The following is a 19,922-nucleotide window of genomic DNA, read 5'->3' on the forward strand; positions in this document are numbered from 1 at the left end:
GCGGCCGCGGCTCCGTGAAACAAGGCGACTCCAGTGTCAGGCCAGCTTCGGTGCGCTGGGCAAGCGGCGCGCTGCGGCCTCGGCGTCCCGCCTCCTCTCCAGGCGACGCTTGGGGGCGCTAACAACGCCAAGGCGGACCGCCAGCCTACTAGTTCCCCATGATAACGCTCCATGGGCTGGAGGGCGAAATGGCGATCAACGTATATTTGCAAATCAACAGCTCGAAGATCAGATCATGCGCTACCGCCTGATGGAGCGCGACGTGACCAATCCCCTCGCGCTCGGTCTCCTCCACGACATCGTCTCAGAACTAGAGGCGGCGCTGCAAGCACCTACGTAGTCGGATGCAAGGCTCGGAGCCGATGTGAGGGCTCCACAAGCTTGAGCCACTTCCCAGCTGGGCCAGCGACGGAAAGACTCCGCTTTGTCCTGCCGTTTTCATTGACGGGAAAAACATAGGCTAAGACGAAACCGGCCGCTTCGTGACAATGGTAGTGTTGGGAACCTGCATGTTCTCTAGCGCTCCAAGCAAAGCAGACCCCAAGGCCCCGCCAAGCCCTGCATCCTCATGCAGCCTCTCTGGTTCGCGGCAACAAGGGGTCAGTTCGGCCAAGCTGAGCCAAGGATGATTGAGCAGAAGTTCTGACGGACATAGTTCATGTCCTTCAGCGACAGAACGTCGGCCTTCACGTTTCCGAACGTCGTCAGCGGCTTCTTGATAATTCCGTTAGCGAAGTGATCGATGATGTTTTCCTTGAAATTCGGCTCGCGCGGATGATGAACGCGGACATGGTCGCGCTGTTCATGCGTGAAGTCGTGATAGGCGATGCCGAGCACGTCCATCTCCACACCGGCGGTCACCAGCGCGATGGTCGGGCGCATATGCTCGGGGATTCCGGGCGTGGTGTGGAGCGCGATGGCAGTCCAGACATCCTCGATGTCACGCTCGGGCACGCCGTAGCTTTTCATGAATTTGCGGGCGGCATTGGCGCCGTCGACCTCGAAGCGCAGATCGGGGCTCGAATATTTCTCGGTGAGGCCCATGTCGTGGAACATGGCGCCGAGGTAAAGCAGCTCCGGGTCGTATTTCAGGCCGCGGCGGTCGCCCGTGAGCGCGCCCCACAGGAAGACACGGCGACTATGGTTGTAGAGCAGGTCGTCTTCGGTATCGCGCACGAGCTGCGTGGCTGCGCGCGCGATGGCGCTGTCAGGCACGCGAATGCCGGCGATGATTTCGGACATGGAGCATCTCCTCGGTTGGATAACGGGCTGGTTGCTTGTCGGGATTAGGCAACAGAGCTCTGCTCCGGACAACAAGCGGGATGCTACGGATCAGGACAGCCGCACGTCGTTTCCTGACAAAGGGCCGCTCGGAGCTTCAGGTCAGTAGGAGCCCGCAGTTTGGTCCTCGGATAGCTCGCGAACTATTCCGGTTCTGCTCGCCGGAAGCTGGCGCGATATTGGATAGGGGTCACGCCGAGACGGGTGCTGAAGACAATCCTCATCCGATCCGCAGATCCGAAGCCGCAATCGAAGGCAATGGCCTTCAGCGGTCGGTCGCTTGCTTCCAGCATCATGCGCGCGGCATCAATACGGGCGCGCTCGATGAATTCGTGCGGTGTGGTCCCGGTCACCTGCCCGAAATGCCGAGCCAGATTCCGGGGGCTCATGCCGGCCACAGCGGCAAGCGACTCCAACGTGTGGCGATCCCCAATATTGGCCATGACATGGTCCTGGATGCGTGCGATTGGCGATTCCGGATCGGCAGGTGCCGTGAGATAGGGACTGAACTGCGATTGTCCGCCCTGGCGCTGGGCAACGACAACCAGCCGCTTGGCGACCTTGAGCGCCGTTTCCGCGCCGTGCCGCTGCCCGACGAGCGCCAAACCCAAATCTATCCCCGCAGTCACACCAGCCGCGGTGATCAACCGTCCATCGCGGACATAGATCAGATCCGGTTCGACTTTTGCCTGCGGAAACCTTGCCGCCAGCGCCTGTGCATCCTGCCAATGGGTCGTAACTCGCCGATCGTCAAGGAGGCCGGCATAGCCAAGGACGAATGCCCCGGTGCAGATCGACCCATAAACGCTGGAGCGCCACGGCAGCTCCTTGACCCACCGAAGCAGGCACGGTTCGGGCGCCGCTTCCGGTGGCGTCGGAGTGCCGGCCACCAGAACGATGTCGAAACCGCCCGCCGCCTCATCGAAGGTCAGGTCGGCCACCATGCGTATGCCGTTCGAGGCGCGCAGCGGATTGCGGTGAGCAGCAACCAATACCGTTTCATAGCGGTCCGCGCTGCCGAGAAACGCGTTCGCCTCACTGAACACATCCATCGGCCCCGCCACGTCTAGCGCCTGGACCCCCTCACAGACGACGATTGCGACAGCTTGTACCGGCACCTCTTTGCCTCTCCAGTCTAGCGCCCCATTATGCAACTAGTTCCGGAGACTGCAAAAGGCTTGGCGCGACCAGCGAGGCGACGACGAAAGGTCTACCGGTTGGCTCGCTGGCGCAGCCGCCAACCAGTAGCCCCTGCAGCTCCTCAATTGAGCATCATGGCCACGGGCGAGCTCGTCGCGCAATTTTCGTGATCACGGCCCCTTGTCTGGCCTCGTCAAAGGCCCGTCCTTGGAATCGACGACGAAGACTGCCAGTAAGCTGGCGGGCTCCTTGTCGCTGGCGTTCTCGCTGATGGTGTGATGTGAGCCGGGCATTTCGTAAAACCCTTCGCCGGCGTGATAGACCTTGGCGGGGTCATTGCCGACTTGGCTGCGGATGGCCCCGGATAACACATAGGCGTAGATAAATGCCGAGGCTGCGTGGTGATGAGCCAGCGATTTGCCTCCGGGAGGATAGTTCACCGTCACAGCAACTATTTTCTTTCCTTCGACATTCGGGAGTGCGTGCTCGAACGCGACTTTCACCTCCTCCCGCTCCTGCGCGATCGCGGGTGAAGCTCCCAAGGCGATCGCTAACGCTATCAGCGGCACGAAGGCCGCTCGCATTGCTCTCCTCACTAGTTTTGCTGTCATATCTCGACGGTTTGACAGCGCGCCAATCCGATAGGAAAATCCACTGATCGACATGATCGCACTCCTCTTCTAACGAGCTCGCGCAAACTAGTTGGCACTAAGATGCAGGGCCGAGCTGATGAGTGATGGTGACGCTTCCGATGTGAAGCCATCGCCGTCGCCATCAGCTTCGGCCTGATGTGCTGCCGCCGCTGAGCAGCACCGATAACAGCGCGGCCAGATCGAATCCCGCAGCCGCCCAGCCGAGCCGCTCCATCGCCCCATTGGCAACGACCACAGCTCCCGCTGCGGCACCCATCGCGCTGCCGAGGTAGATCGCCGAGGAATTCATCGAGAGACTGATCGGCGCCAGTGCCGGAGCCAACCCCACTAGCCGCGCTTGCTGCGCCGTTATGAGCCCCCAGCTGGCCAACCCCCAAATCAGGATGGCTGGCAGCAGGACCGGCATTGCCCGCGCCGGCCCGAGTGCCGCGCTGAGCGAGAACGCAAGATAAGCCACCAGGGCAAGCCAACCGGCAACGATCACGATCATGCGCGCGCCCCAACGGTCCGCCGCGCTGCCGCTGAGCTGGGTGCCGACCGCGCCGGCCAGGCCAAAGCCCAGCAGGACCGGCGCCAGCGCCTGCGAGCCAAGGCCCGCGACGCTGGCTATGAAGACACCGAGATAAGTGTAGACCGTAAAGGTGCCGGCGACGGTCAGCACGTTGGTCACCAGCACGCCCAGGATATCGCGACGCTTGGCCAGCGCCAGACGCTCACCCAGGCCGGCCGTGACGCCAGGTCGCTGGCACGGCAGCCGGGTGAGAATCCCAAAGAGCGAGAACACCGCCAGCCCCGCGACACCGAAGAAGGTGGCGCGCCAGCCGAACCCCCTGCCCCACCAGTACGCCCAGCGGCACGCCGCCGATGATGGCCAGGGTCAACCCGGTGGTGACAGCGGACAAGGCGCGGCCACGCCGCTCCGGACCGCCCAGTGCGGCGGCATATCCACTGGCCGCCGGCATGAAGCTTGCTGCGGACAGAGCCAACAGCAGCCGCGCGGCCAACAGCGCTGCATAGCCTGACGCCAGCGCGGCGAGCAGATTGCCCAGGGCGAAGCCGGCCATGGCGACGATCAGCAGGCGACGCCGTTCCAGCCCGGCCGTCAAAACGGCCATGACCGGCGCGCTGATGGCATAAGCGAGAGAGAACGCGGTGACCAGATGACCGGCGGCGGGCAAACCGACGTTCAGATCTCGCGCCAGGGCCGGGAGCAGTCCGGCGATCATGAACCCCTCGCTGCCGATGGCAAAAGCGCCGAGCGTCAGCCAAATGAGAGAGGCCAGCGAGTCGGCGGCGGCAGCTTGCGCGCGATCAGGCTTCAGTTCCCGGCGCACAGGAAAGGCCAATGTCATAATCTTGAGCCTTGGGCTGGCGAATCCGGAAAGGGCGAAGCAGCGATCAAGTCGCAGGCGTTGGGGCTCTTGAAGCCTGGGATGAAACGTTCGCACACGGCGGCGTTGACGGTGCCATACGTCGTCTCGGGCTTGTGCGCAAAGCCGGCGAAGTACTCCTGAATGAAGCCTTCTTTGAAATTTGTGCGCGGGTATTTGGCGACAATTTCCTCGCGCAGCTCCGCTGGGAACTGCTCGAACCCCACTCCGATAACGTCGAGAAGCACACCGGAGTTGAGGAGCGCCACTTCAGCGCCCATATGCTTCGGGATGCCGGGGGTGGTATGCAGCGCAATAGCTTCCCAGACGGTCTGCACCTGATCTTCAGCGATGTTGTGAGTGCTAAGAAACTGCCGTGCGGCATTTGCGCCATCGACCTCGAAGCGCTCGTCTGGACTCGAGAACTTCTTGATCAGGCCGAGATCGTGAAATGCGGCAGCGACGTAAAGGAGCTCACGGTCGAAGCGCAGGTTCCTCTGACGGCCCTGCTCAGCCGCGAACAGGTAGACGCGGATCGAGTGATTAAAGAGCAGGTCGGTGGAATGTTCGCGCAGGATGTCTGTCGCCTCTTTCGCGAGTAAGGAATCGGGAATGACGAGAGCATGGGCGAGAGCTGGGGTTGTCATCGTTGCGTCCTTTCAAGAGTTACTGTGGAGCTCGGCTGCGCGTTGCGCGCGAGCGCAACTACCAAAATTCAGTTGATCAACTCGCTCCGACGTCGAGCACGATCTTTCCTTTCGGCTGAGGCCGCACGCGTTCCAGCATCAAATGAGCCTCGCGCGCCTCCGCGAGGGGTAAGACTACCCCCACGTTTGTTCGCAGTTTTCCATCATCGATCAAGCGACCGATGTCCGTCAGATATTGGCTCGTGACGTTGACCAAAAAGAAGGCGGCTTCAACACCGTAGCGCTTTGCAAGATCCTGATCCGGGCGGGACACTGCCGAGATCAGCTTGCCGCCGCGACGAAGGACCTGGAATGAGCGGTCTTGGGTTTCACCGCCGACCAGATCAATCACAGCGTCCGCGTCCCGTACTTCTTTCTCAAAGCGCTGGGTCCGGTAGTCGATCACCGTGTTTGCGCCGAGGTTGCGCACGACGGAAATATCGCCCGTCGATACGGTTGCGATGGTTTGCACACCCGCGTGACGGGCCAGTTGAACCGCATAGGAGCCAACGTTACCGGCCGCCCCGTGAATAACCACCGTTTGACCTGCTTTGAGCTCGGCGTGATCAAACAACGCCTGCCATGCGGTGACGGCAACGACAGGAACGGAGGCGGCTTCAACGTGGGTCAGCGAGCTTGGCTTGTTCGAGACCATGCCCGCGGAAGCGAGAGCGTACTCGGCGTAGGCCCCGACAAACTGCGGATTCGTAACACCATAAACCTGATCTCCCACACGTCGTTCGGAGACTCCGGGGCCCATGGCGACGATTTCACCGGACAGATCCGAGCCCAGAGTGAGGGGGAGCGGTTGCGGCAAGGCGCTCTTCCCGGCCCTGATCCAGCCATCCCATGGCCCGACCCCAACGGCTTCAACTTTGACCAGGACCTCGCCAGGACCGGGCTTGGGTCGTGGCACGGGCTCGAACTTCATGACCTGTGGCGGCCCAAACTCGTGCACGCGCCAGGCCATCATTGTTGAATGAGTTCGCTCTTCACCAACTTGAGAAACGATGCTGCTGGGGGTCATCACATTCTCCTTGCGCTCAGCTCGTCATCATTGCCGACGACCGTTCGTCGGGTTGCGCCGAAGGTGCCTTCGCCGGCCAATCCGAAGGCGAGGCCTCGCTTATCCGTATATCGCAACCAGTCGTGCCCCGGACAACGAACACGATCCTGCGGATCAAGACAGCCGTACGTCGTTTCCTGACAACGACGGGCGGAGCCTTCACGGCAGTAGAAGCGTCCTCAGATGATTCTCGACCTATTCCGATTCCACCCTGCCGAAGCTGCTCGCGATCTTGGACAAGGGTAAAGCCAAGGGCGCTCATCTCATCCGGTCGCGATCCGAAGGCGCGATCGAAAGCTGCGGGCTTCAGCCGCCAGTCCCTTTTTTTCCAGCATCATACGTGCGGCATCGAAGCGCGCGGCGATCGGATGAGGAGCCATCAATGCCGTTAGCGGTCTGCGCTGCGAAAGCCCCTGGCGTGAACTTGATGCTTGGGACCGACCATCCTCCATGACCTCCGATGGAAATCCGAAGCCGCGCCAGCCAAACTGGGTCGATTGACACTCTTTTACGACAGCGGAGATGACGGATTGGAATGCAATAGAGTGTACAATCAGCGAGAAGCTCGACCAGCGAAAGCCACTAGAGGCGCTCAAATCTTTTGGACACCACCTGAACAAATACGGAAAAGCGCCTTAATTCGCCCCACAAATTAGATTTACTTCTAACGGGGAGGTATCCCCGAGCTTCGATATTCTACCGGCGATCCTCACACCAAACAAAAGCGTGCCCATCTTACCGCAAACTCCGTTCGAGTCGCGTTGACCATCGCGTCCGCCGACGAAGGAGAGTTTCGATGAGCGAACAACACAGAGGGGCAATTGGACGCCGGCCGCTGCTGCGCACCGGAATGATGGGCTTCATCTCGACAACTGCAGCAAGTGCTTTGAAAGTCGACACCACCGCGGCCGACACGGAAACCGACGCCGAGAAACGCAAGGCGCGATTTCAGGCAGACTCGGCGGAGGTTCAGAATTTCTATCGGGTGAACCGCTACCCTAAGCGTTGAGGGAGGCCCCCGTGCTGATAAGAAGATCAGACCGTCAACCGCACCAAGGGAGAATTGCTTTCGGGCTGGCAAAGCAGTCGTCAGACAAGGGACTTGACCGTCGTTCGTTCCTGCGCCGCTCAGGCGTCGTCGCGGGCAGTTTGGCCGCGATTGGCGATCTGCCGCTGGGCGGCCTTCGTCAGGCTGAGGCAGGCCCGCCGCCGCCTCCGAGGGCGGCCGTCACAACCCGGAAGAATGTTTGCACGCATTGTTCGGTCGGCTGTTCGGTGATCGCCAAGGTCGCGAATGGCGTGTGGATCGGCCAGGAGCCGGACTACGACAGCCCGATCAATCGCGGCTCACATTGCTGCAAAGGAGCAGCGGTGCGAGACGACGTGTTGAGCGATCGCCGCTTGCGTTACCCGCAAAAGCTCGTCGACGGCCGATGGCAACGGCTCTCCTGGAATAAGGCTATCGAAGAGATCGGCGACAAGCTTTTGGAGATTCGCCAGAAGGCTGGTCCGGATTCGGTGTACTGGCTCGGCTCGGCCAAGTTCACGAACGAAGCGGCCTACCTTAACCGCAAACTCGCGGCCTTCTGGGGAACGAACAATTCCGATCACCAGGCACGCATCTGTCACTCCACCACAGTCACCGGGGTCGCCAATACCTGGGGCTATGGTGCGATGACCAACAGCTACAACGACATCCGCAACTCCAAGACCATCCTGTTCATGGGCGGCAATCCAGCCGAGGCCCATCCGGTTTCGCTGCAGCATATTCTTGAAGGCAAGGAGCTGAACCGCGCAAATGTCATCGTCGTAGATCCACGGATGACGCGAACCGCGGCGCACGCGACTGAATATGTCCGCGTACGACCCGGAGTTCACATCGCAACCATCTATGGAATGCTCTGGCACATTTTCGAGAATGGCTGGGAGGATAAGGCATTTATCCGCCAGCGCGTTCACGGCATAGACGATATCCGCAAGGAAGTCGCGAAATGGACTCCTGACGAAGTTGAACGCGTCACCGGCTTACCAGAAGACCAAGTCAAGCACATCGCCGAGACCTTTGCGAACGAGAAGCCGGCGACACTCATCTGGGCGATGGGCCAGACGCAATTCGCCACTGGAACAGCGAACGTGCGGGCAAGTTGCATCCTACTGCTCGCTACCGGCAACGTCGGCTATTCCGGCGGCGGCGCCAACATTTTCCGCGGTCACACCAATGTGCAGGGTGCTACCGATCTCGGCCTCGATGTGACGACGCTTCCTCTTTACTACGGCCTTTCGGAAGAGGCGTGGCAGCATTGGTGCCGCGTATGGGAGGTCGACATCGACTGGATGCGCGCCCGCTTCGCGAACAGAACGCTGATGGAAACTCCCGGAATTCCAAGCACACGCTGGTTCGATGCCACGCTGCTGCCGACGGATGTGGTCAGCCAGCCGGACACGTTGCGCGCGATGTTCGTGATGGGACATGGCGTCAACACGATCACCAGAATGCCGGAAGCAACGCGCGGAATGGAGAAGCTCGATCTTCTGGTCGTGTGCGATCCATACCCAACGGCTTGGTCGGTGCTCTCGGGGCGGAAGAACGGCACATATTTGCTGCCAGCGTGCACAAGCTTCGAGATGGACGGCTCGCGCACAGCGTCCAACCGCTCCCTCCAGTGGGGCGAACAAATCGTAACGCCAATCTTCGAATCGAAGAATGACTACGACGTGATGTACATGCTCGCGAAGAAGTTTGGTTTCGCTGATCGCATGTTCAAGAACATCAAGGTGGAGAACGGCGCCGTATCTGCCGAAGACATTCTGCGCGAGATCAATCGCGGTGGTTGGTCGACCGGATATTGCGGACAGTCGCCCGAGCGACTGAAAGCCCACATGAAGAACCAGGCGAAATTCGATCTGGTGACCCTGCGGGCACCAAAGGACGATCCAGAAGTTGGTGGGGACTATTACGGGTTACCTTGGCCATGCTGGGGGACGCCTGAGTTCAGGCATCCCGGCAGTGCGATACTTTACAATACCAATTTAAGCGTAAAGGACGGTGGCGGTACGTTCCGCGCGCGTTTCGGCATCGAGCGCGTGGTTAAGCGCAAGGTCATGGAAAACGGGCAAGAGGTGGAAAAGGAGGAGCATGACAATTTGCTCTCCGATGGCTCCTACTCGGTCGGCTCGGAAATCAAGGATGGATATCCTGAGTTCACGCTTGGCGTCCTCAAGAAGCTTGGCTGGGACAAAGACCTCGCCCCCGCGGAAATGGAAATCATCCAGCGAGTAAACGCAGCCAATCCCGATGTCGTGGCCTGGTCGACCGACCTTTCCGGCGGCATCCAGCGCGTGGCGATTGAGCATGGCTGCAATCCTTGCGGCAACGGCAAGGCGCGTATGAACGCCTGGAATTTGCCGGATCCCATCCCGGTACACCGCGAAGTCATTTTCACGTCACGGCCGGATCTGTTCGGCAAGTATCCAACACGGCCGGACGCGCAGCAATTCCGCGTTCCGAACATCGGCTTTTCCGTTCAGAAGTCCGCCGTCGACAGAGGCATCATCAAGCAGTTTCCGCTGATCCTGAGTTCCGGCCGGCTTGTCGAATACGAAGGCGGTGGCGAAGAAACGCGCTCCAACAGGTGGCTCGCCGAATTGAAGCAGGACATGTACGTCGAGATCAATCCGGCGGACGCATCTGAGCGCGGCATCAAGGATGGTGGATGGGTTTGGGTCACGGGCGCTGAAAGCAATTCCAAAACGCGGGTGAAGGCAGTGGTGACCGAACGTGTCGGAAAAGGGGTCGCGTGGATGCCCTACCACTTTGCCGGCTGGTACGAAGGCACTGATCTGCGCAGCAAGTACCCCAAGGGAAACGATCCCATCGTGCTCGGGGAAAGCGTTAACACGCTTACGACCTATGGCTATGACCCCGCGACGGGCATGCAGGAACCCAAGGCCACGCTCTGTCAGATTAAAGCGGCATGAGAGGACGATATCGATGCCTCGCGTCAAATTTCTTTGTGACGCCGACCGTTGTATCGAGTGCAATGCGTGCGTGACGGCCTGCAAGAACGAACACGAGGTACCTTGGGGTATCAATCGCCGCCGTGTCGTCACCATTAACGACGGCAAGCCCGGCGAGCGCTCCGTGTCAATGGCCTGCATGCACTGCACGGATGCACCCTGTGCGGCAGTTTGCCCGGTGTCGTGCTTCTACACTACGGCAGACAGCATCGTTCTTCACTCGAAGGACCTCTGCATTGGTTGCGGATATTGCTTCTACGCGTGCCCGTTCGGCGCACCACAGTATCCAAAGGTCGGAAACTTCGGCTCCCGCGGCAAGATGGACAAATGCACCTACTGCGCAGGCGGCCCGGAAGCCGACAACACGCCAGCTGAGTATGCGAAATACGGTTCTAATCGTCTTGCCGAAGGCAAGCTGCCGCTCTGTGCCGAAATGTGCTCGACCAAATCGCTGCTTGCAGGCGATGGCGCGATCATCGCCGAGATCTACAAGGAGCGCGTGATGAAGCGTGGCTACGGCTCGGGCGCATGGGGCTGGAAGACAGCCTACCACGAGGGCGTTGATGTCTGAGGCACCTCAAGGGCGCTACGGGCACCGGCGAACTGCGGGAGAATGAGCATGATAACTCCTTCTCGCTTTCGTTCCTTCATCCTGATTGCGTTTGCGATCCTGATGATGATCGCACTAACTCCCGCGCTCGCGCAGACACTTGGCCCGGACGGCGCACCCAATCCAACTGCGAGCACGATGACTGAGCAGCAGTTGCTTCAGCAATCACCACGCATCGAGGGCAACATCGCCCAGCCGATCGAGCGCGCGCGCGTACTCATTCAGCCGGCCGGCAGGGCATGGGACTATTTCCACCAAGTCACGCTGCGGTGGATCGGCGCCCTCGCAATTCTCGGCATGATCGCGGTGATCGCAGCCTTCCACTTCGTCATTGGGCGGCTACGGATCTCCGCCGGACGTTCTGGGCAGAAGATTTTGCGCTTCAATTCTTTCGAGCGCTTCGCGCACTGGCTGACAGCGGTATCCTTCGTCATCCTCGCCTTAACCGGGCTGAACATCACGTTCGGACGCATCACTCTTCTGCCGGTGATCGGACCTGAAGCGTTCAGCAGCGTGTCGCAAATCGCTAAATACGTCCACAACTACGTCAGCGCATCGTTCGTGATCGGCCTCGTCCTGATCGTCGCGCTCTGGATCAAGGACAACATTCCCCGGAACGTCGATGTCGACTGGGTCCGGCAAGGTGGCGGCTTTATCAAGTCGAAACACGCGCCGGCGGGCCGCTTCAACGCGGGCGAGAAGCTGGTGTTCTGGACCGCCTTCGGCGCTGGAGCGGCCGTTACTGTTTCAGGCGCTCTTCTTCTGTTTCCGTTTTATGTGACGAACATCGTGGGAATGCAACTCGCCCTGATTGTCCACAGTGTGATCGCAGTCCTCTTCGTCGCGGTGATCATTGCGCACATCTACATCGGCACGCTCGGAACGGAGGGGGCATTCGAAGCCATGGGGACGGGCGAGGTCGATCTTAACTGGGCGGAAGAACATCACGATCTCTGGCTTAAGGATGAGCTGGCCAAGAAACGTCACGCCGATCAATCCAGGAAAACATCAGCAACTCCGGCGGAATGAGCATACTTACGACACATCGGCGGTCTGCTGCGTCCGGCATGGCCAAAGCGAGGGGAGCGTGAACGCAGTCGCTTCAGGAAGACGGCAAGTTCAGGAGCACTTCAACCCATCGGAGATGGCGTGTGTGTTCGCCAGTCAGCGTACAAATTATTGTTGGTGTGGTGATTGAGCGTCGTAAGGCAAAGAGCCTGTGGCTCGATTTCCTTTGGCGGCCAGTTTCCGTGCTTGTTGGAAACCCGTCAGCCGCGCCTTGGACGCGGATCGGTGAGAAAGATGAAACGACCCTATTCTATGCTGGCGCGGCTCCGATCGAATTGCATCGAACCGACACGGAGAACTATCTTCAGAATCTTGCTTCGGGGTCGCCGATGCTGTGGGTCGTCTTGCGGCGGGTTGCGGCCGAATCTGCGGCTCCGGCGTTCGATATTCTGACGGTAACAGCCAATCCTTCAGAGGGTGAGGCTCTCACTGACGCTGGCAACAATCTGGTCGAGACGGTGTCGATGCCGGCTGAGATTATCGAGGCCACACGCAATTTTATCCTCGAACATCACGTCGAGCGCCCCTTTAACAAACGGCAACGAGACCGTGTCGATCCAATGATGCGCGGTCACCATGAACGCGGCTGAAAGAGCAATAAATGACCAACAGCGAAAGTGCCTCGCTGACCGCGCGGCTGAAGCAGTTTCGCGCCCCGGGGCATTAAGCCCGACAGTTTACGCGGGGAACGGAAACTCCCCGACGAAAGGCCTGCGGTGGAAGCGCGCCGGATCATCGAGGAGTAGAGCGAACGCCCTAAGGAAGTTTATCGAGAAGCTCCGTAAGAAGTTGGAATTTGAGAAATCGTACTGTCCTATCGAAGTGCTGCCGCACTCTAACGAACTCTAACAACAGCTAACTAGCAAACGGCGAGAGCTTTGCACGAATACTATACTGCACCGAAGCACCTGCCGAGCCTTTAGTTCTGTTCTTGGCTCGGTCCACGCAGCTCTGCGACGAAGGAGGTTCGCGATGCCCACGATCACCACCAAAGACGGTACAGAGATATTCTACAAAGACTGGGGTTCGGGGCAGCCCATCGTCTTCAGCCATGGTTGGCCGTTGTCGGCCGACGACTGGGACACACAGATGCTGTTCTTCCTCAACCGCGGCTTTCGCGTCATCGCGCATGACCGCCGCGGCCATGGGCGCTCGAGCCAGGGTGGGGCCGGACACGACATGGATCATTATGCCGACGATCTCGCGGCGGTGACCGAGCATCTCGATCTGAAGAATGCCGTCCATGTCGGACATTCCACCGGCGGCGGCGAGGTCGTGCACTACATCGCTCGGCATGGCGAAAGCCGCGTGGCCAAGGCCGCGATCCTTTCCGCCGTGCCGCCCTTGATGGTACAGACGCCGAGCAATCAGGCTGGGCTGCCGAAGGCTGTGTTCGACGATTTGCAGCGACAATTGGCTGCCAACCGGTCGCAGTTCTACTTCGACATTGCGTCGGGGCCCTTCTATGGCTTCAATCGGCCCGACAGGAAGCCGTCCCAGCCCGTGATCCTGAACTGGTGGCGTCAGGGTATGATGGGTGGAGCAAAGGCGCATTACGACGGCATCGTCGCGTTCTCGCAAACCGACTTCACTGAGGACCTGAAGAAGATCAGTGTGCCGGTGCTGGTGATGCACGGCGACGATGACCAGATCGTGCCGTATGCTGATTCCGCGCCGCTGTCCGCAAAGCTTCTGACAAACGGTACGCTAAGGACCTACAAGGGATTTCCGCATGGCATGCCGACGACAGAGGCCGAGACTATCAACGCGGACCTCTTGGCGTTCGTTAAGAGTTAGCGGATCGCGGGCCGTCGGCCGCGGCCGGCGGCAGGCCATGATCATCGTTCACATGGCAAACTGCACGCGCGGCGCCAGGACCTTTGCGGACATATAGGAGAGACCGATGGCGACCATCAACGAACATATCATGTCGCGACGAGGGTTCTGCCTGTGCTGCATGGCGGCGACCACAGTCGCGGCAACCGGCGGCTGGCTCTCGCCGCGACAGGCTTTCGCAGAAGCGCGCAATATCGTGAACCTCATCCGTGACGACGCCGCCCAAGCAGCCATCAAAGTCCATAAGCTGCGCGACAATGTCAGCATCCTCGAGGGGTCTGGCGGCAATATCGCTGTCATGACAGGCGCCGACGGCAAGGTGTTCATTGATGCCGGCATCACCGCATCCCGTCCGCGCATCCTAGAGGCTGCGAATGGGCTGAGCCGCGACCCGGTTTCGCACCTCATCAACACACACTGGCACTTCGATCACACGGACGGCAATCAATGGCTGAATGCGGAAGGGGCAGCCATCATCGCCCATGAGAACACCCACAAGCATCTGCTGGTCGCCCAGAGAGTTGAGGACTGGGATTTCAACTTCCCGTCTTCTCCGCTATCGGCCGTTCCGACCGAAATCGTCTCGTCCGAGAAAGCTCTGAAGCTCAACCGGTCTACGCTTCTCCTCAAATATTACGGTCCTGCGCACACCGATAGCGACCTATCGGTGACGATCCCCGAAGCGGACATTCTTCATTGCGGCGACACCTACTGGAACGGCATCTATCCGTTCATCGACTATTCAACCGGCGGAAACATCGACGGAATGATCAAGGCGGCCGAGGCGAATGTTGTTGCCGTAACCGACAAGACGATCGTCATCCCGGGGCACGGCAACCCGGTCAGCAACAAAGCTGAGCTTTCGGCCTATCGCGACATGCTTGTCGCAATCCGAGACAATATCGGCAAGCTCAAGCAGCAGGGCCGCTCGCTCGATGACACGATTGCCGCCAAGCCGACCGCGGCGTTCGATGCAAAGTGGGGCCAATTCCTTATCACGCCGGCGTTTTTCACACGACTGGTTTACGAGGGCGTCTGACGTCCTCCCGGATCATCACCCGTTCTTCTAGTGAAAGGAGCACTGATATGTCTGCCTCCGAGAAGCCGCTTCACATCGATATTGCGGTGACGCTCAAGGACGTGAGGACAGTGTACAGCATCGGCGCGCTAACGTTCGAAGGCGATCTGCCGGCTTCCATTTTCCACCTACAGCTCATCACCAACGACATCGCCGACTCGAACGCCGAATCGGAGGTTATCGCCGTCTTTCATACAAACGCCGGCCACGTCACGCTGCACGACGTCGCCTACAACGCCGATCGAAACATCGCGACCGGCAATCCCTACAAGGAGCTTGTGGCAGACCTGATGAGGCGCAGTGTGCGTATCGAGCTGTGCGGAGCGACCGCGAAGGCGCACAACTGGGGCAATGCCGATCTGCTCCCCGGCATCAAAGTCAACACGGATGCCATGGCGAGGACGACGCAGCTCGTTCAGCAAGGATTCGTGAAGGGGAATGAAGGCAAGGGCGTGTTGTTAGCGATCTGAGGCGCGTCTTTTCGACTCGAACAGGTAAACCGTTATGGCCCAATACGCGGCATCTCCGGCTACAGAAGGGGAACGCCATGAATGTTCGTACCACTCTCACCTGGTTCGCCCTCACGTTGGTCGTCGCCGGATCCTCCTTGGCACCAAACGTTCACGCCGAAACGGTCACGCCTAACGTCGCTAAAGCGGTTCCGAACGCCGTCGACGACATTTTGGGGGTAAGAATTCCCGACAGCAAATTGGCGCGCGACGCAGCTCAAGTCATTCGCGATACCGAAACCGACTTGCTATTTCAGCACTCTATGCGCGTTTACTATTGGGCTGCCTTGGCGGGAAAGCGCAAGGGTTTGACCTTTGACCCGGAACTTCTTTACGTAGCGGCCATGTTCCATGATTATGGCCTGACGGCGGGTTATGGAGAAAGTCACCTGCGCTACGAAGTCGATGGCGCGAACGCCGCACGTGAGTTTTTGCGGAGTCACGGCATTTCGGAAGCTGATGGCCAGAGGGTCTGGCTTGCGATCGCCCTACATACGACAAATGGAATTTCACCACACATGGAGCCGACCGCAGCACTGCTTGCCGAAGCAGCAAACATGGACCTTGTCGGCGCCGGCTTTGACGACTTCACTGCGGAGCAGCGGAGCGCTATCGAGGCGGCCTACCCGCGACCGCCACAATTCGCAGAAGGCTTCCTGCAGACCCTTTACGACAGCCTCAAGCACCGTCCTGAGACTACCCAAGGCACCGGTTTGGCCGATGTAATGGCCTACAAGGACCCTGGTTTCCGACGGAGAGACTTCAGCAATCTGATGCGGAAGTCGCGCTGGACCACCGGACGATAACCGACGCCATGTGCCGGCTGATCTGCTGGAGGAAGCGGCATGTTCGGACTAACCGCGCTTGAACTCGCCCGCATCCAGTTCGGGTTTACGGTGTCGTTCCACATCATCTTCCCTGCAATCACCATTGGCCTCGCCAGCTACTTGGCGGTCCTGGAAGGTCTTTGGCTCTGGAAGATGGATGAAGTTTATCGCGATCTCTATGAGTTTTGGTCCAAGATCTTCGCGGTCAACTTCGCGATGGGCGTCGTCTCCGGTCTCGTTATGGCCTATCAATTCGGCACGAACTGGAGCTACTTCTCGGCCTTCGCTGGCAGCATTACGGGGCCGCTGCTGACCTATGAGGTGCTGACCGCCTTCTTCCTTGAGGCGGGGTTCTTGGGGGTCATGTTGTTCGGCTGGAACAAGGTCGGGCCTGGTCTCCATTTTTTTGCGACCGTCATGGTCGCCACCGGAACGCTCATCTCGGCAACCTGGATTCTCGCGTCGAATAGCTGGATGCAAACGCCGCAGGGCTTCGAGATCATCGACGGCCGCATCGTGCCTGTCGACTGGCCGAAGGTCATCTTCAACCCATCCTTCCCCTACAGACTTGTGCATATGACCATTGCGGCCTATCTGGCGACGGCTCTATTCGTCGGTGCCGCTGGGGCCTGGCACCTGCTGCGCGGGCGCGCAACGCCGGCCGTGCGAACCATGATGTCGATGGCGATGTGGATGGTGCTGCTCGTGGCGCCCATCCAGATCGCAGCTGGTGACCAGCACGGTCTCAACACCCTCGAGTACCAGCCCGCGAAGATTGCCGCAGTGGAGGGGCACTGGGAGAACACGCCCGGCGAAGGTGTCCCGCTGATCATCTTTGGCCTGCCGGACATGAAGGCGGAGACCACCCGCGCAGCGGTCCAGATACCTTATCTCGGCAGCTTGATCCTTACCCACAGCCTGCACGGTCAAATCCCTGGCCTGAAACAGTTCGCGCCTGGGGACCGCCCGAACTCAGCCATCGTATTCTGGACGTTTCGGGTGATGGTGGGCCTGGGCTTCCTGATGCTGTTCCTCGGCCTGTGGAGCCTATGGCTGCGCGCTCACAATGCGCTCTTCGTCTCGAGGCCATTTCTGCGCTTCACCACCCTCATGGGTCCCAGCGGTCTGATCGCCCTCCTTGCAGGTTGGCTGACGACGGAGATCGGCCGGCAGCCTTGGGTGGTCTACGGCGTCATGCGGACCGACCACGCGGTCACGAACCATTCGGCGCTCGCGCTATCGACGACATTGATCGTATTCATCGTGATGTATTCTGCCGTCTTCGGCACGGGGATCAGCTACATGCTTAAGATGGTCGCCAAAGGACCGACGCAAGGCAAAGAGGCAGAGCGCGCGATTGGCCAAGCAGAGCGCCCCGCCCGGCCGCTGTCGGCCGCGCCCGATAACATCGAGCCAACAATCCAACAATGAGGCGAGACCATGGGCATCGACCTTCCCCTGCTCTGGGCCATCATCGTCGCATTCGGACTGATGATGTACGTCATCATGGATGGGTTTGACCTCGGGATCGGCATTCTCTTTCCGTTTGTGCGCGAGCGCGAGGACCGAGACACAATGGTGAACTCCGTCGCGCCTGTCTGGGACGGCAACGAGACCTGGCTGGCGCTCGGTGGAGCTGCGCTGCTCGCAGCGTTCCCGCTCGCTTATTCGGTGATCCTGAGCGCTCTCTATCTCCCAATTCTGCTGATGCTCGCAGGTCTCATCTGGCGAGGCGTCGCCTTCGAGTTTCGATTCAAGTCGAACGAAACCCACCGGCCCTTTTGGGATAAGGCCTTCGCCTGGGGTTCCTACATCGCTACATTTTCACAGGGCGTCGCGCTCGGAGCCTTCATCAACGGCTTCGAGATCAAGGATGGAGCCTACGCAGGTGGTCTGTTCGACTGGCTTACGCCGTTCAGCCTGTTCACGGGCCTTGGCCTGCTGGTTGCATATGCGCTATTGGGCGCGACTTGGCTGGTGATGAAGACAGAGGGGGCGCTACAGGATCGCATGCGTGAAGTCAGCCGGCCGGTGACGATCAGCCTTCTGTTAGCAATTGTCATTGTCAGTCTCTGGACTCCTTACGCACATGCCGAAGTCGCTGCCCGGTGGTTCTCGCTACCTAATCTATTCTTCTTCGCTCCGGTGCCGGCGCTCGTAGTGCTGGCAACCGGAGCCATCCTTAGAACGCTCAGTCGCGACAGCAATGCCGCACCCTTCCTTCTCGCGCTTCTGTTGCTGTTTCTCGGCTATACGGGTCTCGCAATTAGCCTCTGGCCCAACATCATTCCGCCCGGAATCTCGATCTGGGACGCGGCGGCACCACCGCAAACCATGGGGTTCACGCTCGTCGGCGCTTTGTTCGTCATCCCGATCATCCTCACCTACACTGCTTGGTCCTACTATGTATTCCGAGGCAAGGTGAGAACCGGCGAGGGCTATCACTGATGCGCGCCGACTTTCCCGTATTTCGTAGGCTATGGGTGCGCCGAGTCAGTTGGCTGGTCTTGCTATGGACAGGGAGTGTTCTCGCGCTCACGACTGTTGCAACGATTTTCCGCATGCTGTTGAGTTTTGCTGGAATGACCACATGATGCGGTTTCCCTGAGTTTCTCTATGACCAATTACCGTGACTTGTTTGATGCATTCCGCCAGGCTCAACCGGGCTCATCGCTCCAGATGAACTAGCGCCTTACCGTTCTCAAACGGAGGGTCGCATCCGTATCGCGTTCAGCTTCGATACTTATCGGACCGCAACGGCGCTCTGTTCGACATCGCGATGGGACGATCGTTCGCTACAGCACCGTCTTTGAAAAGCTGACCAGCTTGGCCGAGGTCATCGGTCAGACTTCGACCGTTGACGCTCTAGCTGTGAGCTTTCAGGAGGTTGTCCATCCGGTCCGGAACGAGGAAGCTGAAGTTGTCGAAGCTTTAGCCAATCCCCGGAGGACCGAATGGACACCCATAAGAATGCGCCTCTGACGCCAAAAGGTCGAGAGGCCATGGTGCGAAGCGTGATCGAGGATGGCCTGACGAAGGCTGCAGCCGCGCTCCGCAGCGGATCAAGGACGGCGATTTCACCATCCGCGGTCTCGTTGCTGAGCTCGCCGGGCGCGGCCTGAAAGTCGATTATCACTCGGTATGGGACTTCGTACATGCCGAGAAGCTCAGCTTCAAAAAAAGCGTGGCGGCTGGCGAACGCGATCGTCCCGACGTCGCGCGGCGGCGAGCCCAGTGGGCAAAGTATCAAAGTCGCGTCGAAGCTGAACGGCTGGTCTTCATCGACGAGACCTGGACCCGGACCGATATGGCCCCCTTGCGAGGATGGGCGCCGCGCGGGCACAGACTTCACGCCAAGGTTCCCCACGGCCGCTGGAAGACCATGACCTTCCTGGCGGCCCTGCGCCATGACCGGATCGATGCGCCATGGTTCATCGAGGGGCCGATCGATGGCGTGAGCTTCCGCACCTATGTCGAGAAGGTCCTCCTGCCGACCCTTCAGCCCGGTGACATCGTCGTCTTGGATAATCTCGGTAGCCACAGGAGCAAAGCGGTTCGCCAGCTCATCCGTTCGGTCGGCGCCAAACTCTTCTTCCTGCCAAAATACTCGCCAGACCTGAACCCCATCGAACAAGTCTTTGCCAAGCTTAAGCACTTGGTCCGCAAAGCTGCCGCGCGAACCGTTGACTCCGTCTGCGCTGCAATCGGCCACGCACTCGATGCCTTTACCTCAGAGGAATGCGCCAACTACCTCAAAAATTCAGGCTATCGAACCTAATGC

At 59.6% G+C, this 19,922-nt stretch carries 19 protein-coding genes and 1 pseudogene; 13 read left to right on the plus strand and 7 right to left on the minus strand.

The features are described from left to right. Window positions 1-600 precede the first annotated feature (600 nt). From N2604_RS31580 to N2604_RS31610, 7 genes are all read right to left on the minus strand, one after another. Entirely contained in the window at window positions 601-1,242 is a 642-nt protein-coding gene (locus N2604_RS31580) for an HD domain-containing protein (protein ID WP_260371913.1), read from the minus strand. Between the two features lie 182 nt (window positions 1,243-1,424). After that, a complete protein-coding gene (locus N2604_RS31585) occupies window positions 1,425-2,399 on the minus strand; it encodes a GlxA family transcriptional regulator (RefSeq protein ID WP_260371914.1) in 975 nt (324 codons plus the stop codon). Window positions 2,400-2,591: 192 nt separating this feature from the next. Further along, entirely contained in the window at window positions 2,592-3,005 is a 414-nt protein-coding gene (locus tag N2604_RS31590; RefSeq protein ID WP_260376347.1) for a cupin domain-containing protein, read from the minus strand. 190 nt (window positions 3,006-3,195) lie between these two features. Continuing rightward, the gene (locus tag N2604_RS31595) at window positions 3,196-3,858 is read right to left on the minus strand and encodes a hypothetical protein (RefSeq protein ID WP_260371915.1); all 663 of its coding nucleotides are present in this window, start codon (window positions 3,856-3,858) and stop codon (window positions 3,196-3,198) included. After that, window positions 3,788-4,426, minus strand: a complete 639-nt coding sequence (locus N2604_RS31600) for an MFS transporter (RefSeq protein WP_260371916.1) — start codon at window positions 4,424-4,426, stop codon at window positions 3,788-3,790. The genes N2604_RS31595 and N2604_RS31600 overlap by 71 nt, the downstream gene beginning before the upstream one ends. Beyond that, complete coding sequence (locus tag N2604_RS31605; RefSeq protein ID WP_260371917.1) at window positions 4,423-5,091, minus strand: HD domain-containing protein; 669 nt, start codon at window positions 5,089-5,091, stop codon at window positions 4,423-4,425. Before N2604_RS31605 ends, N2604_RS31600 begins: the two co-directional genes overlap by 4 nt. Before the next feature lie 76 nt (window positions 5,092-5,167). Beyond that, on the minus strand, window positions 5,168-6,157 hold the full coding sequence (locus N2604_RS31610) for an NADP-dependent oxidoreductase (RefSeq protein ID WP_260371918.1): 990 nt from the start codon (window positions 6,155-6,157) through the stop codon (window positions 5,168-5,170). 835 nt (window positions 6,158-6,992) lie between these two features. Here N2604_RS31610 and N2604_RS31615 point away from each other — a divergent pair. From N2604_RS31615 to N2604_RS31680, 13 genes and pseudogenes are all read left to right on the plus strand, one after another. Beyond that, on the plus strand, window positions 6,993-7,205 hold the full coding sequence (locus tag N2604_RS31615) for a formate dehydrogenase (RefSeq protein WP_260371919.1): 213 nt from the start codon (window positions 6,993-6,995) through the stop codon (window positions 7,203-7,205). An 11-nt stretch (window positions 7,206-7,216) separates the two neighbouring features. After that, window positions 7,217-10,174 (plus strand): formate dehydrogenase subunit alpha, encoded by a 2,958-nt coding sequence (locus N2604_RS31620; protein WP_409241657.1) that lies wholly within the window; start codon window positions 7,217-7,219, stop codon window positions 10,172-10,174. 13 nt (window positions 10,175-10,187) lie between these two features. Next, window positions 10,188-10,784 carry a formate dehydrogenase FDH3 subunit beta gene (gene fdh3B, locus N2604_RS31625; RefSeq protein ID WP_260371920.1) on the plus strand — a complete coding sequence of 199 codons (597 nt, stop codon included), beginning with the start codon at window positions 10,188-10,190 and terminating at the stop codon, window positions 10,782-10,784. Window positions 10,785-10,832: 48 nt separating this feature from the next. Next, on the plus strand, window positions 10,833-11,852 hold the full coding sequence (locus tag N2604_RS31630; RefSeq protein ID WP_260371921.1) for a formate dehydrogenase subunit gamma: 1,020 nt from the start codon (window positions 10,833-10,835) through the stop codon (window positions 11,850-11,852). A gap of 122 nt (window positions 11,853-11,974) precedes the next feature. Next, entirely contained in the window at window positions 11,975-12,481 is a 507-nt protein-coding gene (locus N2604_RS31635; RefSeq protein ID WP_260371922.1) for a DUF3305 domain-containing protein, read from the plus strand. A gap of 382 nt (window positions 12,482-12,863) precedes the next feature. Further along, window positions 12,864-13,688 carry an alpha/beta fold hydrolase gene (locus tag N2604_RS31640; protein WP_260371923.1) on the plus strand — a complete coding sequence of 275 codons (825 nt, stop codon included), beginning with the start codon at window positions 12,864-12,866 and terminating at the stop codon, window positions 13,686-13,688. Window positions 13,689-13,794: 106 nt separating this feature from the next. Then, on the plus strand, window positions 13,795-14,766 hold the full coding sequence (locus tag N2604_RS31645; RefSeq protein WP_260371924.1) for an MBL fold metallo-hydrolase: 972 nt from the start codon (window positions 13,795-13,797) through the stop codon (window positions 14,764-14,766). 47 nt (window positions 14,767-14,813) lie between these two features. Then, a complete protein-coding gene (locus tag N2604_RS31650; protein ID WP_260371925.1) occupies window positions 14,814-15,275 on the plus strand; it encodes a DsrE family protein in 462 nt (153 codons plus the stop codon). A gap of 77 nt (window positions 15,276-15,352) precedes the next feature. Continuing rightward, entirely contained in the window at window positions 15,353-16,120 is a 768-nt protein-coding gene (locus N2604_RS31655) for an HD domain-containing protein (protein WP_260371926.1), read from the plus strand. Between the two features lie 39 nt (window positions 16,121-16,159). Then, window positions 16,160-17,572 (plus strand): cytochrome ubiquinol oxidase subunit I, encoded by a 1,413-nt coding sequence (locus N2604_RS31660; RefSeq protein WP_260371927.1) that lies wholly within the window; start codon window positions 16,160-16,162, stop codon window positions 17,570-17,572. A gap of 9 nt (window positions 17,573-17,581) precedes the next feature. Beyond that, on the plus strand, window positions 17,582-18,589 hold the full coding sequence (gene cydB, locus N2604_RS31665; RefSeq protein ID WP_260371928.1) for a cytochrome d ubiquinol oxidase subunit II: 1,008 nt from the start codon (window positions 17,582-17,584) through the stop codon (window positions 18,587-18,589). Then, window positions 18,589-18,735 carry a DUF2474 domain-containing protein gene (locus N2604_RS31670; RefSeq protein WP_260371929.1) on the plus strand — a complete coding sequence of 49 codons (147 nt, stop codon included), beginning with the start codon at window positions 18,589-18,591 and terminating at the stop codon, window positions 18,733-18,735. Before cydB ends, N2604_RS31670 begins: the two co-directional genes overlap by 1 nt. A gap of 404 nt (window positions 18,736-19,139) precedes the next feature. After that, window positions 19,140-19,919: pseudogene (locus tag N2604_RS31680) on the plus strand (IS630 family transposase); the annotation flags it as partial. Window positions 19,920-19,922 lie beyond the last annotated feature (3 nt).

The organism is Bradyrhizobium sp. CB1015, from assembly GCF_025200925.1.
In the GTDB taxonomy this organism is placed as follows: Bacteria; Pseudomonadota; Alphaproteobacteria; order Rhizobiales; family Xanthobacteraceae; genus Bradyrhizobium.

Coding starts and splice junctions, on each gene's coding strand:
- N2604_RS31580 (WP_260371913.1), bottom strand. CDS start 1,242: ATGTCCGAAATCATCGCCGGCATTCGCGTGCCTGACAGCGCCATCGCG.
- N2604_RS31590 (WP_260376347.1), bottom strand. CDS start 3,005: ATGCGAGCGGCCTTCGTGCCGCTGATAGCGTTAGCGATCGCCTTGGGA.
- N2604_RS31600 (WP_260371916.1), bottom strand. CDS start 4,426: ATGACATTGGCCTTTCCTGTGCGCCGGGAACTGAAGCCTGATCGCGCG.
- N2604_RS31605 (WP_260371917.1), bottom strand. CDS start 5,091: ATGACAACCCCAGCTCTCGCCCATGCTCTCGTCATTCCCGATTCCTTA.
- N2604_RS31610 (WP_260371918.1), bottom strand. CDS start 6,157: ATGACCCCCAGCAGCATCGTTTCTCAAGTTGGTGAAGAGCGAACTCAT.
- N2604_RS31615 (WP_260371919.1), top strand. CDS start 6,993: ATGAGCGAACAACACAGAGGGGCAATTGGACGCCGGCCGCTGCTGCGC.
- fdh3B (WP_260371920.1), top strand. CDS start 10,188: ATGCCTCGCGTCAAATTTCTTTGTGACGCCGACCGTTGTATCGAGTGC.
- N2604_RS31630 (WP_260371921.1), top strand. CDS start 10,833: ATGATAACTCCTTCTCGCTTTCGTTCCTTCATCCTGATTGCGTTTGCG.
- N2604_RS31640 (WP_260371923.1), top strand. CDS start 12,864: ATGCCCACGATCACCACCAAAGACGGTACAGAGATATTCTACAAAGAC.
- N2604_RS31645 (WP_260371924.1), top strand. CDS start 13,795: ATGGCGACCATCAACGAACATATCATGTCGCGACGAGGGTTCTGCCTG.
- N2604_RS31650 (WP_260371925.1), top strand. CDS start 14,814: ATGTCTGCCTCCGAGAAGCCGCTTCACATCGATATTGCGGTGACGCTC.
- N2604_RS31655 (WP_260371926.1), top strand. CDS start 15,353: ATGAATGTTCGTACCACTCTCACCTGGTTCGCCCTCACGTTGGTCGTC.
- N2604_RS31660 (WP_260371927.1), top strand. CDS start 16,160: ATGTTCGGACTAACCGCGCTTGAACTCGCCCGCATCCAGTTCGGGTTT.
- cydB (WP_260371928.1), top strand. CDS start 17,582: ATGGGCATCGACCTTCCCCTGCTCTGGGCCATCATCGTCGCATTCGGA.
- N2604_RS31670 (WP_260371929.1), top strand. CDS start 18,589: ATGCGCGCCGACTTTCCCGTATTTCGTAGGCTATGGGTGCGCCGAGTC.